Raw genomic sequence first — 17,379 nt, 5'->3', positions numbered from 1 at the left:
TGAAAAATGAAAGAAACAGAACCGAAACAAACGTCACAACCCGCCAAACAGGTACTCGTGTTCTCCACCCGCTTACGCCAAGACATTCAAACCGCCTGCCGGCAACTGGAGAACGGAGAAGGACAAGAAAATATAACCATCAATAAGGAGGCTGAGTCATGGTTAAACAAATAAATTGGTCGCCACTCGCCAAAGAAGAGCTCAGAAATCTGTTGCTGTCCTCCCTGCAAAAGCACGGGAATAAAGAGCAGGGAAAGGTCATATATTCGCTCTTTCAAAATGCGCTCCACCGCATTACTCTAAATCCTTTTATCGGACAAGCCACGGAAGCGGATAATATACGATATATCACTCCCCACCCCGACTATACGCTATTCTACCGCCACAGCCTTCTGAAAATAGAAGTACTGGTGCTCTGGAACAACAGCCACAAAGCCGGAAAGATAAAGACCATTCTTAAAGAAAACCCAAAGTGTTAAAACGAGTATTAGTTCTCATCCCGTCATTCAGAGGAACCTTGCGGCGAAGAATTCCCTCTCTTGTATGCAAGGAGAAGGGATTCTTCACTTCGTTCCGAATGACGGGATGAGAACTAATACTCGTTTTGGCGTATCGCCATCTTATTAGAAAGAGTGAGTAATCAGATACTCATCAAATAACGCTTGAAGTCCGCAAAGTCTTTCGACATGGGCAGACTTTTCTTTTCGCCACGCATAAAGGCTTGCAGCTTCTCCGGTATCCGTACCGCTTCACCGATAATATTCTCCACCGTGTCTTTGAACTTGGCAGGGTGAGCCGTTTCCAGGAAGACTCCCGTCTCGCCCGGTTGCAAGCCCTCTTGCAATGCACGGAAACCGCATGCGCCATGAGGATCGAGCAAATAACGCTCATTCTTCCAAACATCTTTCATGGTTTCGGCAATCTGTTCGTCCGTATAAGTAGCGCCGCTTATCTCTGCCGAGATAGCCGCATGGTTACCGCCATAGAGGTCGAGGACACGCGCAAAGTTGCTCGGGTCGCCCACATCCATGGCATTGGCAATCGTAGCGATACTGGGGCGCGGCGTATAAGCACCCGTCTGCAAATATTGATAGAATATGTCGTTACGGTTATTGGATGCTATGAAACGCTTCACCGGCAGTCCCATACGTTTGCCGAACAAACCTGCCGTTATATTACCGAAGTTACCGCTTGGCACGCAGATTACGGCATCAGCGGCCTTTCCCGCCCGCTTCAACTGCGCATAAGCATAGAAATAGTAGAAAGCCTGCGGCAGGAAACGCGCCACATTAATGGAGTTGGCGCTGGTCAGTTGCAGACGGCTGTTAAGTTCCTTGTCCATGAAAGCCGCTTTCACCAATGCCTGACAGTCGTCGAACGTACCGTCCACTTCAAGAGCCGTGATATTCTGTCCCAGTGTAGTGAATTGCTTTTCCTGAATTTCACTGACCTTGCCTTTCGGATAAAGCACATAAACATGGATACCTTCCACGCCGAGGAAACCATTGGCTACGGCACTGCCCGTATCGCCCGAGGTGGCAACCAGTACATTCACCTGCTTCTTACCCTCTTTTCTGATGAAATAGCCCAGCAAACGCGCCATAAAACGACCGCCTACATCCTTAAAGGCAAGTGTGGGTCCATGGAACAATTCGAGGGAGTAGATGTTTTCCGTCACCTTCACCAAAGGAACGTCGAAACTCAATGTATCATATACTATCTGCTTCAATGTGTCTGCCGGAACATCTTCGCCAAAGAAAGCATCCGCTACCCGATAAGCTATCTCCTGAAAACCGAGCGTATCGATGCTGTCGTAGAATTCCTGCGGCAACGGTTTGATGGTAAAGGGCATGAAAAGCCCTTTGTCTGCGGCAAGCCCTTTCACTACGGCTTCTTCGAGGGTAACGTCGGGGGCTTGTTTGTTGGTACTGTAATATTTCATAACTCTTTCATAAATTCGTTTATAAACTCATCTTCTTTCATCAGGCCGTAGCTGCCGCTGCAAGCGGCAACCTCATCGAAAGTCTGCACTTCGTCCGGCTCGATGCCCGGATACCAGATAAAGAAAGGTATCGGTTCGTTGGTGTGCGTACGCAGTTCGCAAGGAGTGGGATGGTCTGGTAAAACGGCTATTGCGACAGGCTCTTCCCAACCTTTCACTGCTTCATAGATAGGACCTACGGCACGGCTGTCCAAGTTCTCAATGGTCAGCATCTTCAAGGGAACATCTCCTTCGTGCCCGGCCTCATCGCTGGCCTCGATATGCAGATAAACGAAATCATCCGTTTTCAAGGCATCAAGGGCGGCAGCTACTTTATTCTCGTAGTTGGTATCGTACAGTCCGGTCGCACCTTCCACCGTCAGACGGCGCAGTCCGGCATAATAGCCGATACCGTTAATCAAGTCTACGGCAGAGATAACAGCGCCTTTCTTCACTTGAGGAAACTTATCCGAGAGTTTCTCCATCTGCGGACGATACCCCGGACTCCACGGCCAAATACTGTTAGCCGGGTCTTTACCTTCGGCCGCACGTTTCCTGTTCACGGGATGCTCTTTCAGCAGCTCCTGCGACCGCATGATTAAGTCGTTAATCAGGTCGGCGGTTTGCTGCGGGGTTAAATCGGCTTGTCCTTCGGGAACAGTGATACCCTCCGTACCGGGCATAGGCTTCACCAGCAACGGCCGATAGGGTTTCAGGGGAACATCATGCGGGGGAGTACAGTCTATCCGCTTGTCTCCGCCTTTTATTACCAGCAAATGCCGGTATTGCACACCTGTGTGGAAGCGCACACGCTCACTGCCCAAATGTTCCTGCAGATACTTCACCAGTACATCGGCTTCTTCGGTCGTGATATGTCCCGCCGAATGATTCTTTATATCATCCCCTTCAATACAGATAATATTACAGCGCATCGCCATTTCACCCGGCTTCAGGTCTACTCCGATACTCGCCGCTTCCAACGGACCGCGTCCCTCGTATACTTTCGGCAAGTCATAGCCCAAAACAGACATATTGGCCACCTCGCTACCCGGATGAAAACCATCGGCAACAGTCTTCAGCCTGCCTACACGTCCCATCCCTGCGAGTTTATCCATATAGGGCGTTTTGGCAGCCTGCAACAAAGTCTTGTTTCCCAAAGACTTTACAGGCCAGTCGGCCATACCGTCGCCCAATATAATAATGTGTTTCATCTTTGTAAATGAAGAATTAAGGATGAAGAATGATGAATTAAAAATGATAAATTAAGAACCACCGCGCAGCCCGAATTCTTCATTCTTAATTCTTCGTTCTTCATTTAATTAAACGTTCGCAATACTCATAATATCGGCAAATACCCCCGCAGCCGTTACACCCGCACCGGCTCCGTAACCCTGTATCATCATAGGATATTCCTTATAACGCTCTGTGGTCAGCAAGATAATGTTGTTGCTGCCTTCCAGACCGTAGAACGGATGGTTGACACCGACCTCCTGCAGTCCTACGGATGCCTTGCCGTTCTCCAGCTTGGCAACGAAACGCCAGTGCTTGTTTTCCGCTTCCAACACCTCGCGGCGTGCTTCAAAGCCGGCGTCAAGGCTCGGCACTTTCTTCCAGAAATCATCCAAAGAACCTTCAAAGAAGTCATCGGGTACAAAGAGGTTCTTTTCCACATCGCTTTGTTCGATGCGATAACCGGCTTCACGCGCCAGAATTACCAGTTTGCGGATTACATCCTTGCCGCTAAGGTCGATACGCGGGTCTGGTTCGGAATAACGTTCCTCCTGAGCCATCTTAATGGTCTTGCTGAAAGGAATATCCGCGCTTATCTTGTTGAAGATATAATTCAGTGTACCGCTCAGCACGGCTTCAATCTTCAGTATCTTGTCGCCGCTATGGATAAGGTCGTTAATGGTATTGATGATGGGCAGACCTGCGCCGACGTTTGTCTCAAACAAATATTTCACACCGCGCTGGCGGGCTATCTGCTTCAACTCACGATAGTTTTCGTATTCCGAAGAAGCGGCAATCTTATTGGCGGCAACTACCGATACGTTGTGCATCAGAAGGTCTTTATACAGGGAAGCCACTCCCGCGCTCGCCGTACAATCCACGAATACGGAGTTAAAGATGTTCATGCCGATAATCTCGTCACGGAGCGTATTCAAAGAACTGTCCTTGCCTTTCTCCGCCAACTCTTCACGGAAACGTCCCAAGTCAAAGCCCTCACGACCGAACATGGCTTTGGACGCATCGGCAATGCCTACCACATTCAGTTGCAAACCGTTCTCCTGCATCAACTTCTGACGCTGGCTGTGAATCTGTTCTATCAAACTGCCGCCTACCGTGCCAACACCGCATATAAAGAGGTTCAACACCTGATATTCCGACAGGAAGAAAGAATCATGGATAACATTCAGGGACTTGCGCAGAGACTTGCTGTCCACCACAAACGAAATATTCGTTTCCGAAGCGCCCTGTGCACAGGCTATCACATTGATACCGTTACGTCCCAGCGTACCGAACAGCTTACCGGCAATACCCGGTGTATGCTTCATGTTCTCGCCAACGATAGCCACCGTAGCCAAATCCTTTTCCGCCTGTATGGGCGAAATCTCTCCCATCTCAATCTCTTTGGCAAACTCCTCGTTCAGCACTTCGCAAGCCAGGTCCGCATCCGCATTACGCACACCGATAGAAGTAGAGTTCTCCGAAGATGCCTGTGATACGAGGAACACGCTGATACCATTCTTTGCCAAAGCCTTGAAGATACGGTAGTTCACACCAATCACACCCACCATACCGAGCCCCTGTACCGTTATCAGGCTCGTATCGTTAATGGACGAAATACCTTTAATGGCTTTGCTCTGCGGATTGGAAACCTCTTGCTTGATAACGGTTCCCGCTCCTTCGGGATTGAAAGTATTCTTTATTATAATAGGTATGTTCTTATGGCAAACCGGATAAATGGTAGGCGGATACACCACTTTAGCCCCGAAATTACAAAGCTCCGTAGCCTCTACATAGCTCAGCTCATTAATAGTGTAGGCAGTGGAAATCACACGCGGGTCGGCGGTCATGAAACCATCCACATCCGTCCAGATTTCCAGCGCATCGGCATCCAATGCCGCGGCTATAATGGCAGCCGTATAGTCGGAACCACCGCGACCGAGGTTAGTCACCTCGCCCGTAATCTTGTCCGTAGAGATAAATCCCGGAACCAATACGCGTTTAGGCATATCCTTGAACGTTTCACGTACCAAAGAGGTGGTAAGTTCCGTATCCAATACATGCTTGGAATGTTTCTTCTCCGTTTTGATGAACCGGCGCGAATCAAACCATTCAGCGCCCGTCAGTTGCGCCGCAATAATAGATGAAAGGCGTTCGCCGTAACTCACAATCGTATCGGATGTCTTTTGCGAAAGGTCTTTTATCAGATAAATTCCCTGGAAGATGTCCTTCAATTCGTTAAGCAACTCTCCCACCTGGCGTTGCAGCGATACTTGCGCTTCACCTGCCGGAATTACTTCCTTTATCATTTCCACATGACGATAGACAATCTCACGAAACTCGTTTTCATAAGAGGAGTCACCGGCCGCCGCCATTTTCGAAGTATTAATCAGTTTGTCCGTAATACCGCCCAATGCGGATACTACCACTATTAAGGGTTCGTTTATAGCCTCTACAATTCTCTTAACGCTTAAAATACTGTTCGCGGAACCTACGGATGTTCCGCCGAATTTTATTACTTTCATTTCTTTTTATCGGATTGAAACGGTTGATACAATGTGTCAAAAACAAGCTGCCATAGCCCGTATAGACTTTAACTAAATAAGAAAAACTGCTGAAAATCGGTGTAACACGTAGAAACACAAAATACTATCCCCAACCCCTAAGGGTCATGGTACACATGGATGTGACTGTATGTTGATAGTACTTGTTCATTGTCTCTTACTGCTATCGTTTATGATAAGTGTTGCAAAAGTAACAATAAAAATATTCAAACTATCACGTTTTATGACTTTTTTGCGATAAAAATACAATTTCACCTCATAAAGGACAGAAATATGTATATATCACGGCCGACAGATTCACACTTTTCACAGCGGAAAGGCAAAAATACGAACGCAGTTTTATAACACTTTGCTATTATTTTAGAGATATATTACTATCTTTGCATAGTAACCATGTAAGAATCGAACGTATGTCCCCAGATAACACTTCCGTTTTGTTAATTTACACCGGTGGCACTATCGGCATGATAGAGAATGCGGAAACCGGAGCTTTGGAGAACTTCAACTTCGAACATTTACAGAAGCATGTGCCCGAACTTCAGAATTTTACGTTCCGCATCGATACCTATCAGTTCGACCCGCCTATGGATTCTTCGGATATGGACCCGGATGCCTGGCGCAAACTCGTACGCATCATCAGCGACAACTACAATCGATATACAGGCTTCGTCATTCTTCACGGCACGGACACCATGGCCTACACGGCATCCGCCCTCAGCTTCATGCTCGAAGGTCTTAACAAGCCCGTCATTCTTACCGGCTCACAGCTTCCCATCGGTGTGCTTCGTACCGACGGTAAGGAAAACCTGCTGACGAGTATTGAAATAGCTACCGCCCGTCATTCCGGCGGACGGCCTATCGTACCGGAAGTATGTATCTTTTTTGAAAATCACCTGATGCGCGGCAACCGCACTACCAAAATAAATGCGGAAAACTTCAACGCTTTCCGCTCGTACAATTATCCGGTACTTGCTTCCGCCGGCATACATATTAAATATAACAATGTACAGATACATACGGAAAATACACACGGACAACTGCGGCCGCATTATCTGCTTGACACCGATATTGCCATACTGAAACTCTTCCCCGGCATTCAGGAGAGCGTGGTAGATGCCATTCTTGCCATAAAAGGTCTGAAAGCCGTGGTTCTGGAAACATACGGTTCAGGGAACGCTCCCCGGAAGGAATGGTTCCTTCGCCGCCTTCATGACGCTTGCGAACAGGGCGTTGTCATCGTAAACGTTACCCAGTGCAATGCCGGTACGGTGGAAATGGAACGTTATGAAACAGGTTACCGGCTGATGCAGGCAGGCGTAGTATGCGGATATGACAGCACCACGGAATCCGCCGTGACCAAACTGATGTTTTTGTTAGGACACAACTACTCTCCCGCAGAGGTACGCGAACTGATGAACCGCCCCATTGCAGGTGAGATTACGATATAACAGGGATGCCTGTATAAGCAAGCCGGGATGAGAGTACCGGTGAGTTATGATTAAAAGCCTTATAATATGGTATTAAAAGCCTTTTAATGCTATATTATAAGGCTTTTAATACTATCTCATCATAGGGAAGAGGGCGGCAGATACAGTGAAAGAAAAAAGACGGCTCCCGCCAATATCCGGTCAAAGGTATACATCCATACGGATAATCATAACCGTTTATTCCACCACAGGGCTCAAGGCTCCGGTAATCGAGTCTATGATAAACCCGGAAACATGCACGTCTTCCGGAATCAGCGGGTGTTCCAGAATAGCTTTTACCGTCTCCCGGACGGATTTCTCCGTATCGCCGAAACCGTAAAGCCACGAGTCGAAATCCACCCCGCAGAAACGTATCATATCTATCGTCTCCTGCTTGATACCGCGCACTTTCATGTGTTCTATCATTTGGGCGCTGCTCATATGGCATGCACCGCAATCGGAATGCGCAATGACCATCACCTCTTTCACCCCCAATTCATAGATAGCCACCATAAGACTGCGTATGACACTGCCGAAAGGATGCGAAATGATTCCGCCCGCATTCTTTATCATCTTGACATCACCGTTCTTGATACCCAAAGCCGCCGGAAGCAATTCCGTCAGACGGGTATCCATACAAGATAAGATGGCGATTTTCTTATCGGGATATTTGTTGGTGATATACTTCTCATATCCCTTGTTCTCTACAAACTGCTTATTGTATTTAAGAATATCTTCTATCATGGTTTCCGTTTTATATTTCTGAGAACAAATATAAAAAAACTCTGTGACACACCGCCGGCTCTGAAACGAAAAATCGTACCTTTGGGCAATTATTCTAAAGGAAGTTCTTTTTATGGCAAAAGAGAAGACGGTATATGTATGTAGCAACTGCGGACAGGAATCGCCCAAATGGGTAGGTAAATGCCCGTCATGCGGAGAGTGGAACACCTATGTAGAAGAGATTGTACGCAAGGAAGCAGTAAACAAGCGTCCGGTATCGGGCATAGAAACAGCCAAAGCAAAACCCGTAACATTAAACGAGATTGCCGCCGATGACGAACCCCGCATCGACCTGCATGACGCGGAGCTGAACCGTGTGCTGGGCGGCGGGCTGGTGCAGGGCTCGCTCGTACTGATAGGCGGCGAACCGGGTATCGGCAAGTCCACCCTGGTACTGCAAACCATACTCCGCATACCGGAGAAACGCATCCTTTACATATCCGGGGAAGAAAGCGCCCGGCAGTTAAAACTGCGTGCCGACCGCCTGTCAAGTACGTCCTGCGACTGCCTGATTGTCTGTGAAACCTCGTTGGAACAGATTTATGTACATATCAGGAACACACATCCCGATTTAGTCATAATAGACTCCATACAGACCATTTCCACGGAGACGCTCGAATCCTCTCCGGGCAGCATAGCCCAAGTCAGGGAGTGCTCCGCATCTATCCTGCGCTTTGCCAAAGAGACGCATACGGCGGTTATCCTCATCGGGCATATCAACAAAGAAGGAAGCATTGCCGGGCCTAAAGTACTGGAACATATCGTAGACACCGTACTTCAATTTGAAGGCGACCAGCATTATATGTACCGCATCTTGCGCAGCATCAAAAACCGCTTCGGAAGCACCGCCGAACTGGGCATCTATGAAATGAGGCAGGACGGTCTGCGGCAGGTAAGCAATCCTTCGGAGCTGCTTCTCAGCCAAGACCATGAAGGGATGAGCGGCATAGCCATCGCCTCAGCCATAGAAGGCGTACGACCGTTCCTGATAGAGACGCAGGCATTGGTCAGCAGCGCCGTATACGGAAACCCGCAACGCTCCGCCACCGGTTTCGACATACGGAGAATGAATATGTTACTCGCCGTACTGGAGAAGCGCGTCGGCTTCAAACTCGCCCAGAAAGACGTTTTTCTCAATATCGCCGGCGGGCTGAAAGTAAACGACCCCGCTATCGACCTGGCCGTTATCAGCGCCATTCTGTCCAGCAACATGGATACCGCCATCGAACCCGAAATCTGTATGGCGGGAGAAATAGGGCTGTCCGGTGAAATCCGCCCCGTAAACCGGATTGAGCAACGCATCGGCGAAGCGGAAAAGCTCGGTTTCAAACGGTTTATATTGCCAAAATACAATTTGCAGGGACTGAATACCTCCAAATTAAAGATAGAACTGATACCGGTAAGAAAGGTGGAAGAAGCGTTCCGGGCACTGTTCGGCTAAATCCGTCCCAGAGTGATTTTGCCGCAGGGCATACGGATTAATACACATTATTATATAGTATACAGAAAGAAACCCAATGATACAAGAATACCAATTACGCGTGTTGCCTGAAATCGCAGCCAACGAACAACGCATAAAAGAATACCTCATACAAGAGAAAGGGCTGAACGCGCGCGACATTACGGCCACACGAATTCTGAAACGCAGCATCGATGCACGCCAACGGACCATCTTCGTAAACCTGACCGTGCGCACCTATCTCAATGAGATGCCGAAAGAGAAGGAGTATCAGGAAACCGTCTATCATAATGTGTCGTACAGGCCGCAAGTCATTGTTGTAGGAGCCGGCCCCGGCGGACTGTTCGCCGCCTTGCGTCTGATAGAGCTTGGTTTGCGCCCCGTCATAGTGGAACGCGGAAAGAATGTGCGCGACCGCAAGAAAGACCTTGCCCTGATAGGAAGGGAGCAGACCGTCAATCCGGAATCCAATTACAGTTTCGGAGAAGGTGGCGCGGGAGCCTATTCGGACGGCAAGCTCTATACCCGCAGTAAAAAGCGGGGAAACGTAGATAAAATACTGAACGTATTCTGCCAGCATGGCGCTTCGTCTTCCATACTCGTAGACGCCCATCCCCATATCGGAACCGACAAACTGCCGCGGGTCATAGAAAATATGCGGAATACAATCATCGATTGTGGCGGTGAAGTGCATTTTGAGACACGCATGGACGCCCTTATCATTGAAAACGATGAAGTGAAAGGCATCGAAACCAATACCGGGCAAACGCTCCTCGGTCCTGTAATACTCGCCACCGGACACTCTGCACGGGATGTATACCGCTGGCTTGCAGCCAACCGGGTGGAAATAGAGGCCAAAGGCATCGCCGTAGGAGTACGCCTGGAACATCCCGCTTCCCTGATAGACCGGATACAATACCACAACCGCAACGGACGCGGCAAATACCTGCCCGCCGCCGAGTACAGCTTTGTCTCCCAGGTGGACGGAAGAGGCGTGTACAGCTTCTGCATGTGCCCCGGAGGCTTTGTCGTTCCGGCAGCCAGCGGTCCCCGGCAAATAGTAGTCAACGGCATGAGCCCCAGCAACCGGGGTTCCCGATGGAGCAACTCGGGAATGGTAGTGGAACTGCGCCCGGAAGACTTGGGGAATGATGAATTAAGAATGATGAATGAAGAATGGGCTGCGCAACAAAGCAGTGCGGCCGACGCTCGACTTTCGGATTTCAATTCCCAACTCAACATGATGTACTTTCAAGAAGCTTTGGAACGTCTTTGCTGGCAGCAGGGCAACATGAAGCAAACAGCACCGGCACAACGCATGGCAGACTTTACAAAGAAAAAGCTCAGCTACGACCTGCCGGAAAGTTCGTATGCTCCCGGACTGGTATCATCGCCTCTGCACTTCTGGATGCCGCCGTTCATCGCAGACCGGCTGAGCAAAGGTTTCCAGCAATTCGGAAAGTACAGCCACGGTTTCCTTACCAACGAAGCCACCATGATCGGGGTCGAAACCCGTACATCGGCTCCGGTGCGTATTGTCAGAGACAAAGATACGCTGCAACACGTCCGCCTGAAAGGGTTGTTTCCCTGCGGAGAGGGAGCCGGATATGCAGGCGGTATCGTATCAGCCGGGATTGACGGGGAACGGTGCGCGGAAGCCGTAGGCCGGCTCTTGCTACAATAATTCCGTTTTCAGCCGGTCACACCAGGCTTTGATACGCTTATCGGTTCTTCCGGACTGGTTCTCGATATCAATAACCAGTCCGCACCATTCATTACCTCGTAAAGCCTTCGACCGGTTGAATGAATACTCTTTAGCGGGAGTAAATCCCACTAAAGCAGCTCCCGCCTTTTCAAAAGCATCACCCAGAATACCCAGGCCGTCAACAAAATTATCGGGATAATTCACCTGGTCGCCCAGGCCGAAAAGAGCAACGCGCTTTCCTTTCAAGTCCAATGTCTCCAGTTCAGGAATCAGCTCATCCCAATAGGTGGGCAGCTCTCCGTCAAACCAGGTGGATACTCCGACAATCAAATTGTCATAGGCCTCGAAATCATTGCCCCAAGCCTGTTCGGCCGGAATAATATCCACATACTCCGTACCCAATGCCTCACGTATCTTCTTCGCTATCTGTGAGGTCTTCACTGCATTCGCAGCATAAAACAATCCTATCTTTTTCATAATCCGTTCATCTTTCATTAAAATTCCAGCAGCTTTTTGGCCGCATCATAAATTCTGTCCGCGTCCGGCAGGATAGCACGTTCCAATACCGGATGAAAACCTACGGGTGTAAAGGTGGAACCTACCCGCTGTACCGGAGCGTCCAGATAGCGGAACATATCCGAACCGATACCGGCGGCAATCTCGCCGCCAAAACCGCCGAACACCTTATCCTCGTGCACCACCAATGCCTTGCCGGTCTTCTTCACCGACTCATAAATCGTCTCCCTGTCCAGCGGAATCAAAGAACGTATATCGATGACTTCCACGTTCCAGCCGCCTTCTTTTTCCAGACGCTCGGCCACATTCAGACAGAGGTGCGTCGTATTGCCATAAGTAATGATGCTCAAGTCGGAACCCTCCCTGCGGATACGCGCCTTACCGAACGGAACTTCAAAATCTTCGGGTACGACCGTCGCCGCTTCCACCGAGTTATACAAAGCTTTCGGTTCGAGAAACAGCGTAAATCCGCGCGAGAGCATACTCGTACGAAGCAGTCCGGCAGCGTCATCCGCAAAGGACGGGTATACAATGCGCGCTCCGGGCAAGGTAGCCAAAGCCCCTTCGAGATTCTGCGAATGATAAAGCCCTCCGCCGATATAGCCACCCGAAGCCAGACGTAACGTTACATTGGGAACAAACTTCCCGTTGCTGCGCCAGTACTCGTGCGTACATTCCACATACTGCTCAACCGCAGGCCAGAAGTAATCGGCAAACTCCGCACCTTCTATTACGACACGTATCTTCGGGTCAAAACGGCTCATGCCGTTTGCCGTACCCACAATATAGTCCTCGGCAATGGGCGCACTGAACACGCGCGCCTCTCCAAACTCCTGCTGCATACCTTTCGTAACATTAAAGACACCGCCCTTATCCTTATTGGCAACGTCCTGTCCCCAAATAAAAGTATCGGGATTATGCCGGAATTCCGCTTTCAGGGTTTCATTGATAGCATTCACCAGGAACTCTTTCCCGCCTTCCGTCTCGGAGTGCACACCGTCCCTGTATTTTTCAGGCTTATAAGGCTCGGGCAGTACATAGTCGAATATGGTCTTCGGATCCGGGTCGGGAGCAGCCAGCGCCTTACGGTTGGCTGCGGACAAATCTTTCTTCGCCTTTTCCTCAATCGCAACCAAATCTTCCTCGGTAAGGCGTTTGTAGCGCAGCAACATCCTGCGGAACTTCATCAAAGGATCGGCGGCCTTTACGTAAGTCAGCTCTCCTTCATCACGATACAACGTATGCTTGTCCGAATTGGAATGCGAACCGATACGTACACAATTGGCATGCACAATCACCGGATTGCGGTTAAGCAACGCGTATTCCCGCGCCTCGGTCATCGCATTCATCGAGTCAAAGACATCCTTGCCGTTGCAATGAATGATTTTCAAGTTTTTGAAACCGGAAAAGTTATCGGCAACCTTACGCGCCGCCGTCTGGTCTTTCTTCGGTACGGAGATGCCATATCCGTTATCCTGCCAGACGAAGATAACCGGCAGACGCTCCAGACTCGCACCGTTGACAGCCTCATACACAAACCCCTCGGACGAGGCCGACTCGCCATGCGAAGTGATAACCACTCCTTTATGCCCGTAATACACCATGGCCCGCGCCACGCCTGCGGCGTGCAGGTCGTGCGTACCTGTCGCCGAAGATATATTCTCGATATGCCACTCCGGTTTGGCGAAGTGATTGGACATGTGCCGTCCGCCGCTTCCCGGATCGGTAGCCTTCGAGATGCCGTTCAGTATCAGTTCTTCGGGAGTCATTCCTGCCGAAAGCACTGTCAGCATATCCCTGTAATAAGGAAAGAGGAAATCCTCTCCTTTGGTGAATACCTGTCCCATTGCCAGCTGTATGCCGTCATGCCCCGCATACGGAGCATGGTAAGACCAGCCTAAGGACTGCAACAGATAGGCAGGCGCTTTCTCGTCAAGCGCACGCCCCAAAGCCATTAAGTAATACCACTTCTTCAGCGTTTCCGCATCCGTGGTTTTTATATCATATTTCTTCATAATACTCTTTTTTTAGTTTTATTCATTCCAGTTCTCCAGGTAATTCTTGATGAAGTAGAGGAAGTTGCCTCCCAGTGACCCGTCCACCACTCGGTGGTCGTAAGACAAGGAAAGATACATCTTATGGCGGATAGCTATCACATCCCCTTCGGGCGTTTCCATAACGGCGGGTTTCTTCTCTATCACCCCTACTCCCAATATGGCGACCTGAGGCTGATTGATGATAGGCGTACCGAACAGCGACTTGAACGTGCCGAAATTGGTAATCGTAAACGTACCGCCCGCTATATCGTCGGGCGTCAGTTTGTTGACGCGCGCTTTAGCCGCCAAGCCGTCTATCGCAATGGCAAGTCCGCTCAGGTTCAGCCGGTCGGCATCGCGCACAACAGGTACAATCAGGTTACCGTCGTTTTGCGATACGGCTATTCCCACATTGATATGCTTCTTGAACAAGATGTTATAACCTTCCACGGAAACATTCACCTGCGGATAGGCAACCAGCGCCTTGGCTGTCGCTTCGGTAATGGCAGGCATATAGGTCAGTTTCACCCCTTCACGTTTAAGGAAAGCCTCCTTATTCTTCTCACGCCACTTCACAAGTTTCGTCATATCCACTTCCACCAGCGTGGTTACGTGCGGAGAAGTATGTTTGGACATCACCATGTGGTCGGCAATCATCCGGCGGACACGATCCATCTCTTTCACCTCGATGCCTTCTGCGGAAGAGGTTGCAGTCGCGGACGAGGGCCGAGACGCTACCGATGCCGATGTGCCTTGTACGGGAGATACCGCCGATACCGGTTTCGGCGCGGCAGCCGCGCTCACCTTCGGAGCCGGCGTCACATCCGGCTTCGCAACGGCAACGCCCGCCCCGCCATTCTGTTTCCGTATGATATATCGCTTGATATCCTTTTTGCTCAAACGCCCCTGATAGCCTGTACCCGGTATCTTATCCAACTCCTCTTGCAATATCCGGGCTTCGCGCGCCAATTGGAGAACCACCGGAGAATACCAGCGCTCATCTTCCGACTTGGCGGCTTGCGCCTCAGGCAGTTCCCGCGCCGCGGCCGAAGCATCGGACGCAACATTATCCGCCGCAGCGACCTTAGTGCTTTCCGCCGTACCGGCAGGAGATTCGGAAACCTCATCGTCTCCACCCATATCCACCACAGCCACTACCGTACCTACCGCAACGGTATCGCCCTCCTGAAACAATATCTCCACTATCTTACCCTCCACCGGCGAAGGAATCTCCGCACTGACTTTGGCTGTATTCACTTCAAACAGCACATCATCTTCCTTGATGACGTCCCCCACTTGTACCGACCAGGAGACAATAGTCCCTTCGGTTATACTTTCGCCCAGCTTGGGCATCTTTATCTCAAATCTCGACATATAGTTAAGTTTTAGGTTATTAGTTCTTATTATGTAAACAAATCGCCCGGAAGTAAAGTTTACCTCACACCGAAACCGATACGGCCTTATCGTATATCCACTCCCCGCAGGCGTATTTTTCGGCCTTCAGCCGTTCAATCTCCTTCAAATCCCCGGGAGTGAAACGATAGATACGGCTGTCTCCCTTCTCAAAGAAGAAGTGAAACAGCAGACGGGCGAAGCGTCTCAGAGGCAGGACGGGCGACAGATGCTCACTGATATTCGTCACCGTACTTCTCACAGACGGAACGGCACGCAGCACGCGTGAACCGGGCAATAAATCCCCGTCACCGCCCTTTCCGCATAATGCGGCGTCCAGCGCCTGCAAGTTGGTGGAATACAATAAAGTACAATGATACATCACCCTGTTCTTATGGATGCACTGCGCACTGCCCGACACTTTCCGCCCGTCTACATAGATACCCATCCGCTTGTCGGTATACGCCACAATGCCGAGGGTTTCAAGGAAATCCACGGTCTGCCGCAGGTAGTACTCAAAGTCGGGACGCTCCACCGTTTCTATAAAGCTCAGATTGAGGTTACCCTCATCGTGGTACACAGCCCCGCCACCGGAAAAACGGCGCGCCAACGCGATATCGTTCGCGCGCAGATACGCCTCATCCGTTTCCTTCCGTACACTCTGGTGCTTGCCTATCACCACAGAAGGGGCGGACTGCCACACCATAAAGAAATTATCTTTCTTTTTCTTGAGAAGGTACTCTTCCGCCGCCAGATTGAAATACACATCCGTACAGCGGTTATCTATGCAGGATGTCATGCAAACAGTGTTTCGTGAAATATCTCTCCCACCGTAGGATGCGGGAATACGCTCTTTTGAAACTCCTCCACCGTATAGCCGTGCTGAACGGCAATGCCCGCCACTACGACCATCTCCGATGCCGGATTGCCCAGCAGGTGGCAGCCGATAATCCGTTCGTCATCGTCCAGTACCAGTTTGCACAGCCCGTTTCCCAATTCGTTTTCGGCAACGAAACGTCCGGAATACGCCATAGGCAGCTTCTGTATGTGATAGCCGGTGCCGGCGGCTTTCAGTTCTTCTTCGGTCTTCCCCACTCCGGCGACTTCCGGATTGGTATAGACCACACCCGGTATGCAGTCGTAGTTCATCATATCCTCTACTCCCAGAATATGGTTAACCGCCACTTCACTCTCACGAATCGCGGTGTGCGCCAGCATGGAGCGCCCCGTTATATCGCCGCAGGCGTAAACGCGGGGATGGGACGTTTGCATATGCTCATCCACCTTCACGCCGTTGCGCAGCAACTCGATATCCAGTTTGTCCAATCCCGCCTTATCAAGATTCGCCTTACGGCCTACGCTTACCAAAACTCTTCCGGCCTCTATCAGGGAAGCCTTGCCGTCCTTTTCGACAGTCACCCCCTCTTGGGACACCGCCGTTACTTTCGTATTCAGATAGAAGTTCACGCCCCGTTTCAGATATTCCGCACGCAGCATGCCGCTCGTTTCCTTGTCCATCGCCCCCAGTATCTCGGGCATCATCTCCACAACGCTCACCTTCACCCCCATACTGTTGAAGAAAGAGGCGAACTCCATGCCGATAACGCCGCCGCCGATGATAACCAGCGATTGGGGGAGCTCCTTGCTCTCGAGCGCTTCTTTGGAAGTCCAGTAATCCGTATCGGACAAACCGGGTATCGGCGGGACAACCGTATCGGAACCGGTACACACCAGCAGATAGGTTGCTTCGTAGGTTTCACCGCCCGACACGATGCGGAACATTCCGTTCTCCTCACCCGCTATCACGGCTTCCCGCTCCACTATGGCGACACCATACGAGCCGACTGTCATCTTCACGCCGCCCGTCAGTTTCTTTACAACTTTGTCTTTGCGGTCGATTATCTTTCCCATATCGAAAGCCGCCGCATCGGGAACGGTTATACCGTATTTGGCGGCGCCTTTCATAGTATCCCACAGCTTGGCGGAATACAACAGTGTCTTTGTTGGAATACATCCTTCATTCAGGCACACGCCGCCAATGGCTTTCTTCTCAAACAAGACGGTCTTCAAACCGCCGGCAGCCGCTCTCTCGGCCGCTGTATATCCGGCAGGCCCGCCGCCGATAATGGCTATATCATATCTCATAACGTTAAGGTTTTAAGTTAGTTATAAACTACTAACAAATAAGAGAGTGACAGAGTTCTGCATTCGGGCGAAATTCATTTCCCCGCATTATAAGGATGATACAAA

General features: G+C 50.3%; 14 protein-coding genes. 5 read left to right on the top strand and 9 right to left on the bottom strand.

Annotated elements, in window-relative coordinates; all coding sequences use genetic code 11:
- Window positions 1-6 precede the first annotated feature (6 nt).
- Together BUB52_RS15685 and BUB52_RS00275 are read left to right on the top strand one after the other, a co-directional pair.
- The gene (locus tag BUB52_RS15685) at window positions 7-174 is read left to right on the top strand and encodes a hypothetical protein (protein WP_009122883.1); all 168 of its coding nucleotides are present in this window, start codon (window positions 7-9) and stop codon (window positions 172-174) included.
- Window positions 159-479, top strand: a complete 321-nt coding sequence (locus BUB52_RS00275) for a type II toxin-antitoxin system RelE/ParE family toxin (protein ID WP_009122882.1) — start codon at window positions 159-161, stop codon at window positions 477-479. Before BUB52_RS15685 ends, BUB52_RS00275 begins: the two co-directional genes overlap by 16 nt.
- A gap of 161 nt (window positions 480-640) precedes the next feature.
- Here the strand turns inward: BUB52_RS00275 and thrC are convergent, their stop codons facing one another.
- The 3 genes from thrC to thrA form a co-directional block, all read right to left on the bottom strand.
- A complete protein-coding gene (gene thrC / locus BUB52_RS00270) occupies window positions 641-1,942 on the bottom strand; it encodes a threonine synthase (RefSeq protein ID WP_009122881.1) in 1,302 nt (433 codons plus the stop codon).
- Window positions 1,939-3,192, bottom strand: a complete 1,254-nt coding sequence (locus BUB52_RS00265) for a cofactor-independent phosphoglycerate mutase (protein WP_009122880.1) — start codon at window positions 3,190-3,192, stop codon at window positions 1,939-1,941. The genes thrC and BUB52_RS00265 overlap by 4 nt, the downstream gene beginning before the upstream one ends.
- A gap of 108 nt (window positions 3,193-3,300) precedes the next feature.
- Window positions 3,301-5,733 (bottom strand): bifunctional aspartate kinase/homoserine dehydrogenase I, encoded by a 2,433-nt coding sequence (thrA, locus tag BUB52_RS00260; protein WP_009122879.1) that lies wholly within the window; start codon window positions 5,731-5,733, stop codon window positions 3,301-3,303.
- Between the two features lie 449 nt (window positions 5,734-6,182).
- Here thrA and BUB52_RS00255 point away from each other — a divergent pair, with 449 nt between their 5' ends.
- Window positions 6,183-7,220 carry an asparaginase gene (locus BUB52_RS00255; RefSeq protein WP_009122878.1) on the top strand — a complete coding sequence of 346 codons (1,038 nt, stop codon included), beginning with the start codon at window positions 6,183-6,185 and terminating at the stop codon, window positions 7,218-7,220.
- A gap of 216 nt (window positions 7,221-7,436) precedes the next feature.
- On the opposite strand, the gene BUB52_RS00250 is transcribed toward BUB52_RS00255, so the two are convergent.
- The gene (locus BUB52_RS00250; RefSeq protein WP_009122877.1) at window positions 7,437-7,982 is read right to left on the bottom strand and encodes a beta-class carbonic anhydrase; all 546 of its coding nucleotides are present in this window, start codon (window positions 7,980-7,982) and stop codon (window positions 7,437-7,439) included.
- A 112-nt stretch (window positions 7,983-8,094) separates the two neighbouring features.
- On the opposite strand from BUB52_RS00250, the gene radA reads away from it, so the two are divergent.
- Window positions 8,095-9,462 carry a DNA repair protein RadA gene (gene radA, locus BUB52_RS00245; protein WP_009122876.1) on the top strand — a complete coding sequence of 456 codons (1,368 nt, stop codon included), beginning with the start codon at window positions 8,095-8,097 and terminating at the stop codon, window positions 9,460-9,462.
- Window positions 9,463-9,538: 76 nt separating this feature from the next.
- Window positions 9,539-11,164 carry an NAD(P)/FAD-dependent oxidoreductase gene (locus BUB52_RS00240; RefSeq protein ID WP_009122875.1) on the top strand — a complete coding sequence of 542 codons (1,626 nt, stop codon included), beginning with the start codon at window positions 9,539-9,541 and terminating at the stop codon, window positions 11,162-11,164.
- Here the strand turns inward: BUB52_RS00240 and BUB52_RS00235 are convergent.
- The 5 genes from BUB52_RS00235 to lpdA all read right to left on the bottom strand — a co-directional run bounded on the left by BUB52_RS00235 (window position 11,156) and on the right by lpdA (window position 17,274).
- Entirely contained in the window at window positions 11,156-11,662 is a 507-nt protein-coding gene (locus BUB52_RS00235; protein ID WP_039951147.1) for a flavodoxin, read from the bottom strand. The genes BUB52_RS00240 and BUB52_RS00235 overlap by 9 nt on opposite strands.
- Window positions 11,663-11,679: 17 nt before the next feature.
- A complete protein-coding gene (locus tag BUB52_RS00230) occupies window positions 11,680-13,716 on the bottom strand; it encodes an alpha-ketoacid dehydrogenase subunit alpha/beta (protein ID WP_009122873.1) in 2,037 nt (678 codons plus the stop codon).
- An 18-nt stretch (window positions 13,717-13,734) separates the two neighbouring features.
- The gene (locus BUB52_RS00225) at window positions 13,735-15,111 is read right to left on the bottom strand and encodes a dihydrolipoamide acetyltransferase family protein (RefSeq protein ID WP_009122872.1); all 1,377 of its coding nucleotides are present in this window, start codon (window positions 15,109-15,111) and stop codon (window positions 13,735-13,737) included.
- 64 nt (window positions 15,112-15,175) lie between these two features.
- A complete protein-coding gene (locus tag BUB52_RS00220) occupies window positions 15,176-15,928 on the bottom strand; it encodes a lipoate--protein ligase family protein (RefSeq protein ID WP_009122871.1) in 753 nt (250 codons plus the stop codon).
- Window positions 15,925-17,274 carry a dihydrolipoyl dehydrogenase gene (gene lpdA / locus BUB52_RS00215; protein WP_009122870.1) on the bottom strand — a complete coding sequence of 450 codons (1,350 nt, stop codon included), beginning with the start codon at window positions 17,272-17,274 and terminating at the stop codon, window positions 15,925-15,927. Before lpdA ends, BUB52_RS00220 begins: the two co-directional genes overlap by 4 nt.
- Window positions 17,275-17,379 lie beyond the last annotated feature (105 nt).

The sequence above is a fragment of the Bacteroides clarus YIT 12056 genome (assembly GCF_900129655.1).
Lineage (GTDB): Bacteria > Bacteroidota > Bacteroidia > Bacteroidales > Bacteroidaceae > Bacteroides > Bacteroides clarus.
This window is presented reverse-complemented; position numbering and strand designations above follow the sequence as displayed.

Coding starts and splice junctions, on each gene's coding strand:
- BUB52_RS15685 (WP_009122883.1), top strand. CDS start 7: ATGAAAGAAACAGAACCGAAACAAACGTCACAACCCGCCAAACAGGTA.
- BUB52_RS00275 (WP_009122882.1), top strand. CDS start 159: ATGGTTAAACAAATAAATTGGTCGCCACTCGCCAAAGAAGAGCTCAGA.
- thrC (WP_009122881.1), bottom strand. CDS start 1,942: ATGAAATATTACAGTACCAACAAACAAGCCCCCGACGTTACCCTCGAA.
- BUB52_RS00265 (WP_009122880.1), bottom strand. CDS start 3,192: ATGAAACACATTATTATATTGGGCGACGGTATGGCCGACTGGCCTGTA.
- thrA (WP_009122879.1), bottom strand. CDS start 5,733: ATGAAAGTAATAAAATTCGGCGGAACATCCGTAGGTTCCGCGAACAGT.
- BUB52_RS00255 (WP_009122878.1), top strand. CDS start 6,183: ATGTCCCCAGATAACACTTCCGTTTTGTTAATTTACACCGGTGGCACT.
- BUB52_RS00250 (WP_009122877.1), bottom strand. CDS start 7,982: ATGATAGAAGATATTCTTAAATACAATAAGCAGTTTGTAGAGAACAAG.
- radA (WP_009122876.1), top strand. CDS start 8,095: ATGGCAAAAGAGAAGACGGTATATGTATGTAGCAACTGCGGACAGGAA.
- BUB52_RS00240 (WP_009122875.1), top strand. CDS start 9,539: ATGATACAAGAATACCAATTACGCGTGTTGCCTGAAATCGCAGCCAAC.
- BUB52_RS00235 (WP_039951147.1), bottom strand. CDS start 11,662: ATGAAAAAGATAGGATTGTTTTATGCTGCGAATGCAGTGAAGACCTCA.
- BUB52_RS00230 (WP_009122873.1), bottom strand. CDS start 13,716: ATGAAGAAATATGATATAAAAACCACGGATGCGGAAACGCTGAAGAAG.
- BUB52_RS00225 (WP_009122872.1), bottom strand. CDS start 15,111: ATGTCGAGATTTGAGATAAAGATGCCCAAGCTGGGCGAAAGTATAACC.
- BUB52_RS00220 (WP_009122871.1), bottom strand. CDS start 15,928: ATGACATCCTGCATAGATAACCGCTGTACGGATGTGTATTTCAATCTG.
- lpdA (WP_009122870.1), bottom strand. CDS start 17,274: ATGAGATATGATATAGCCATTATCGGCGGCGGGCCTGCCGGATATACA.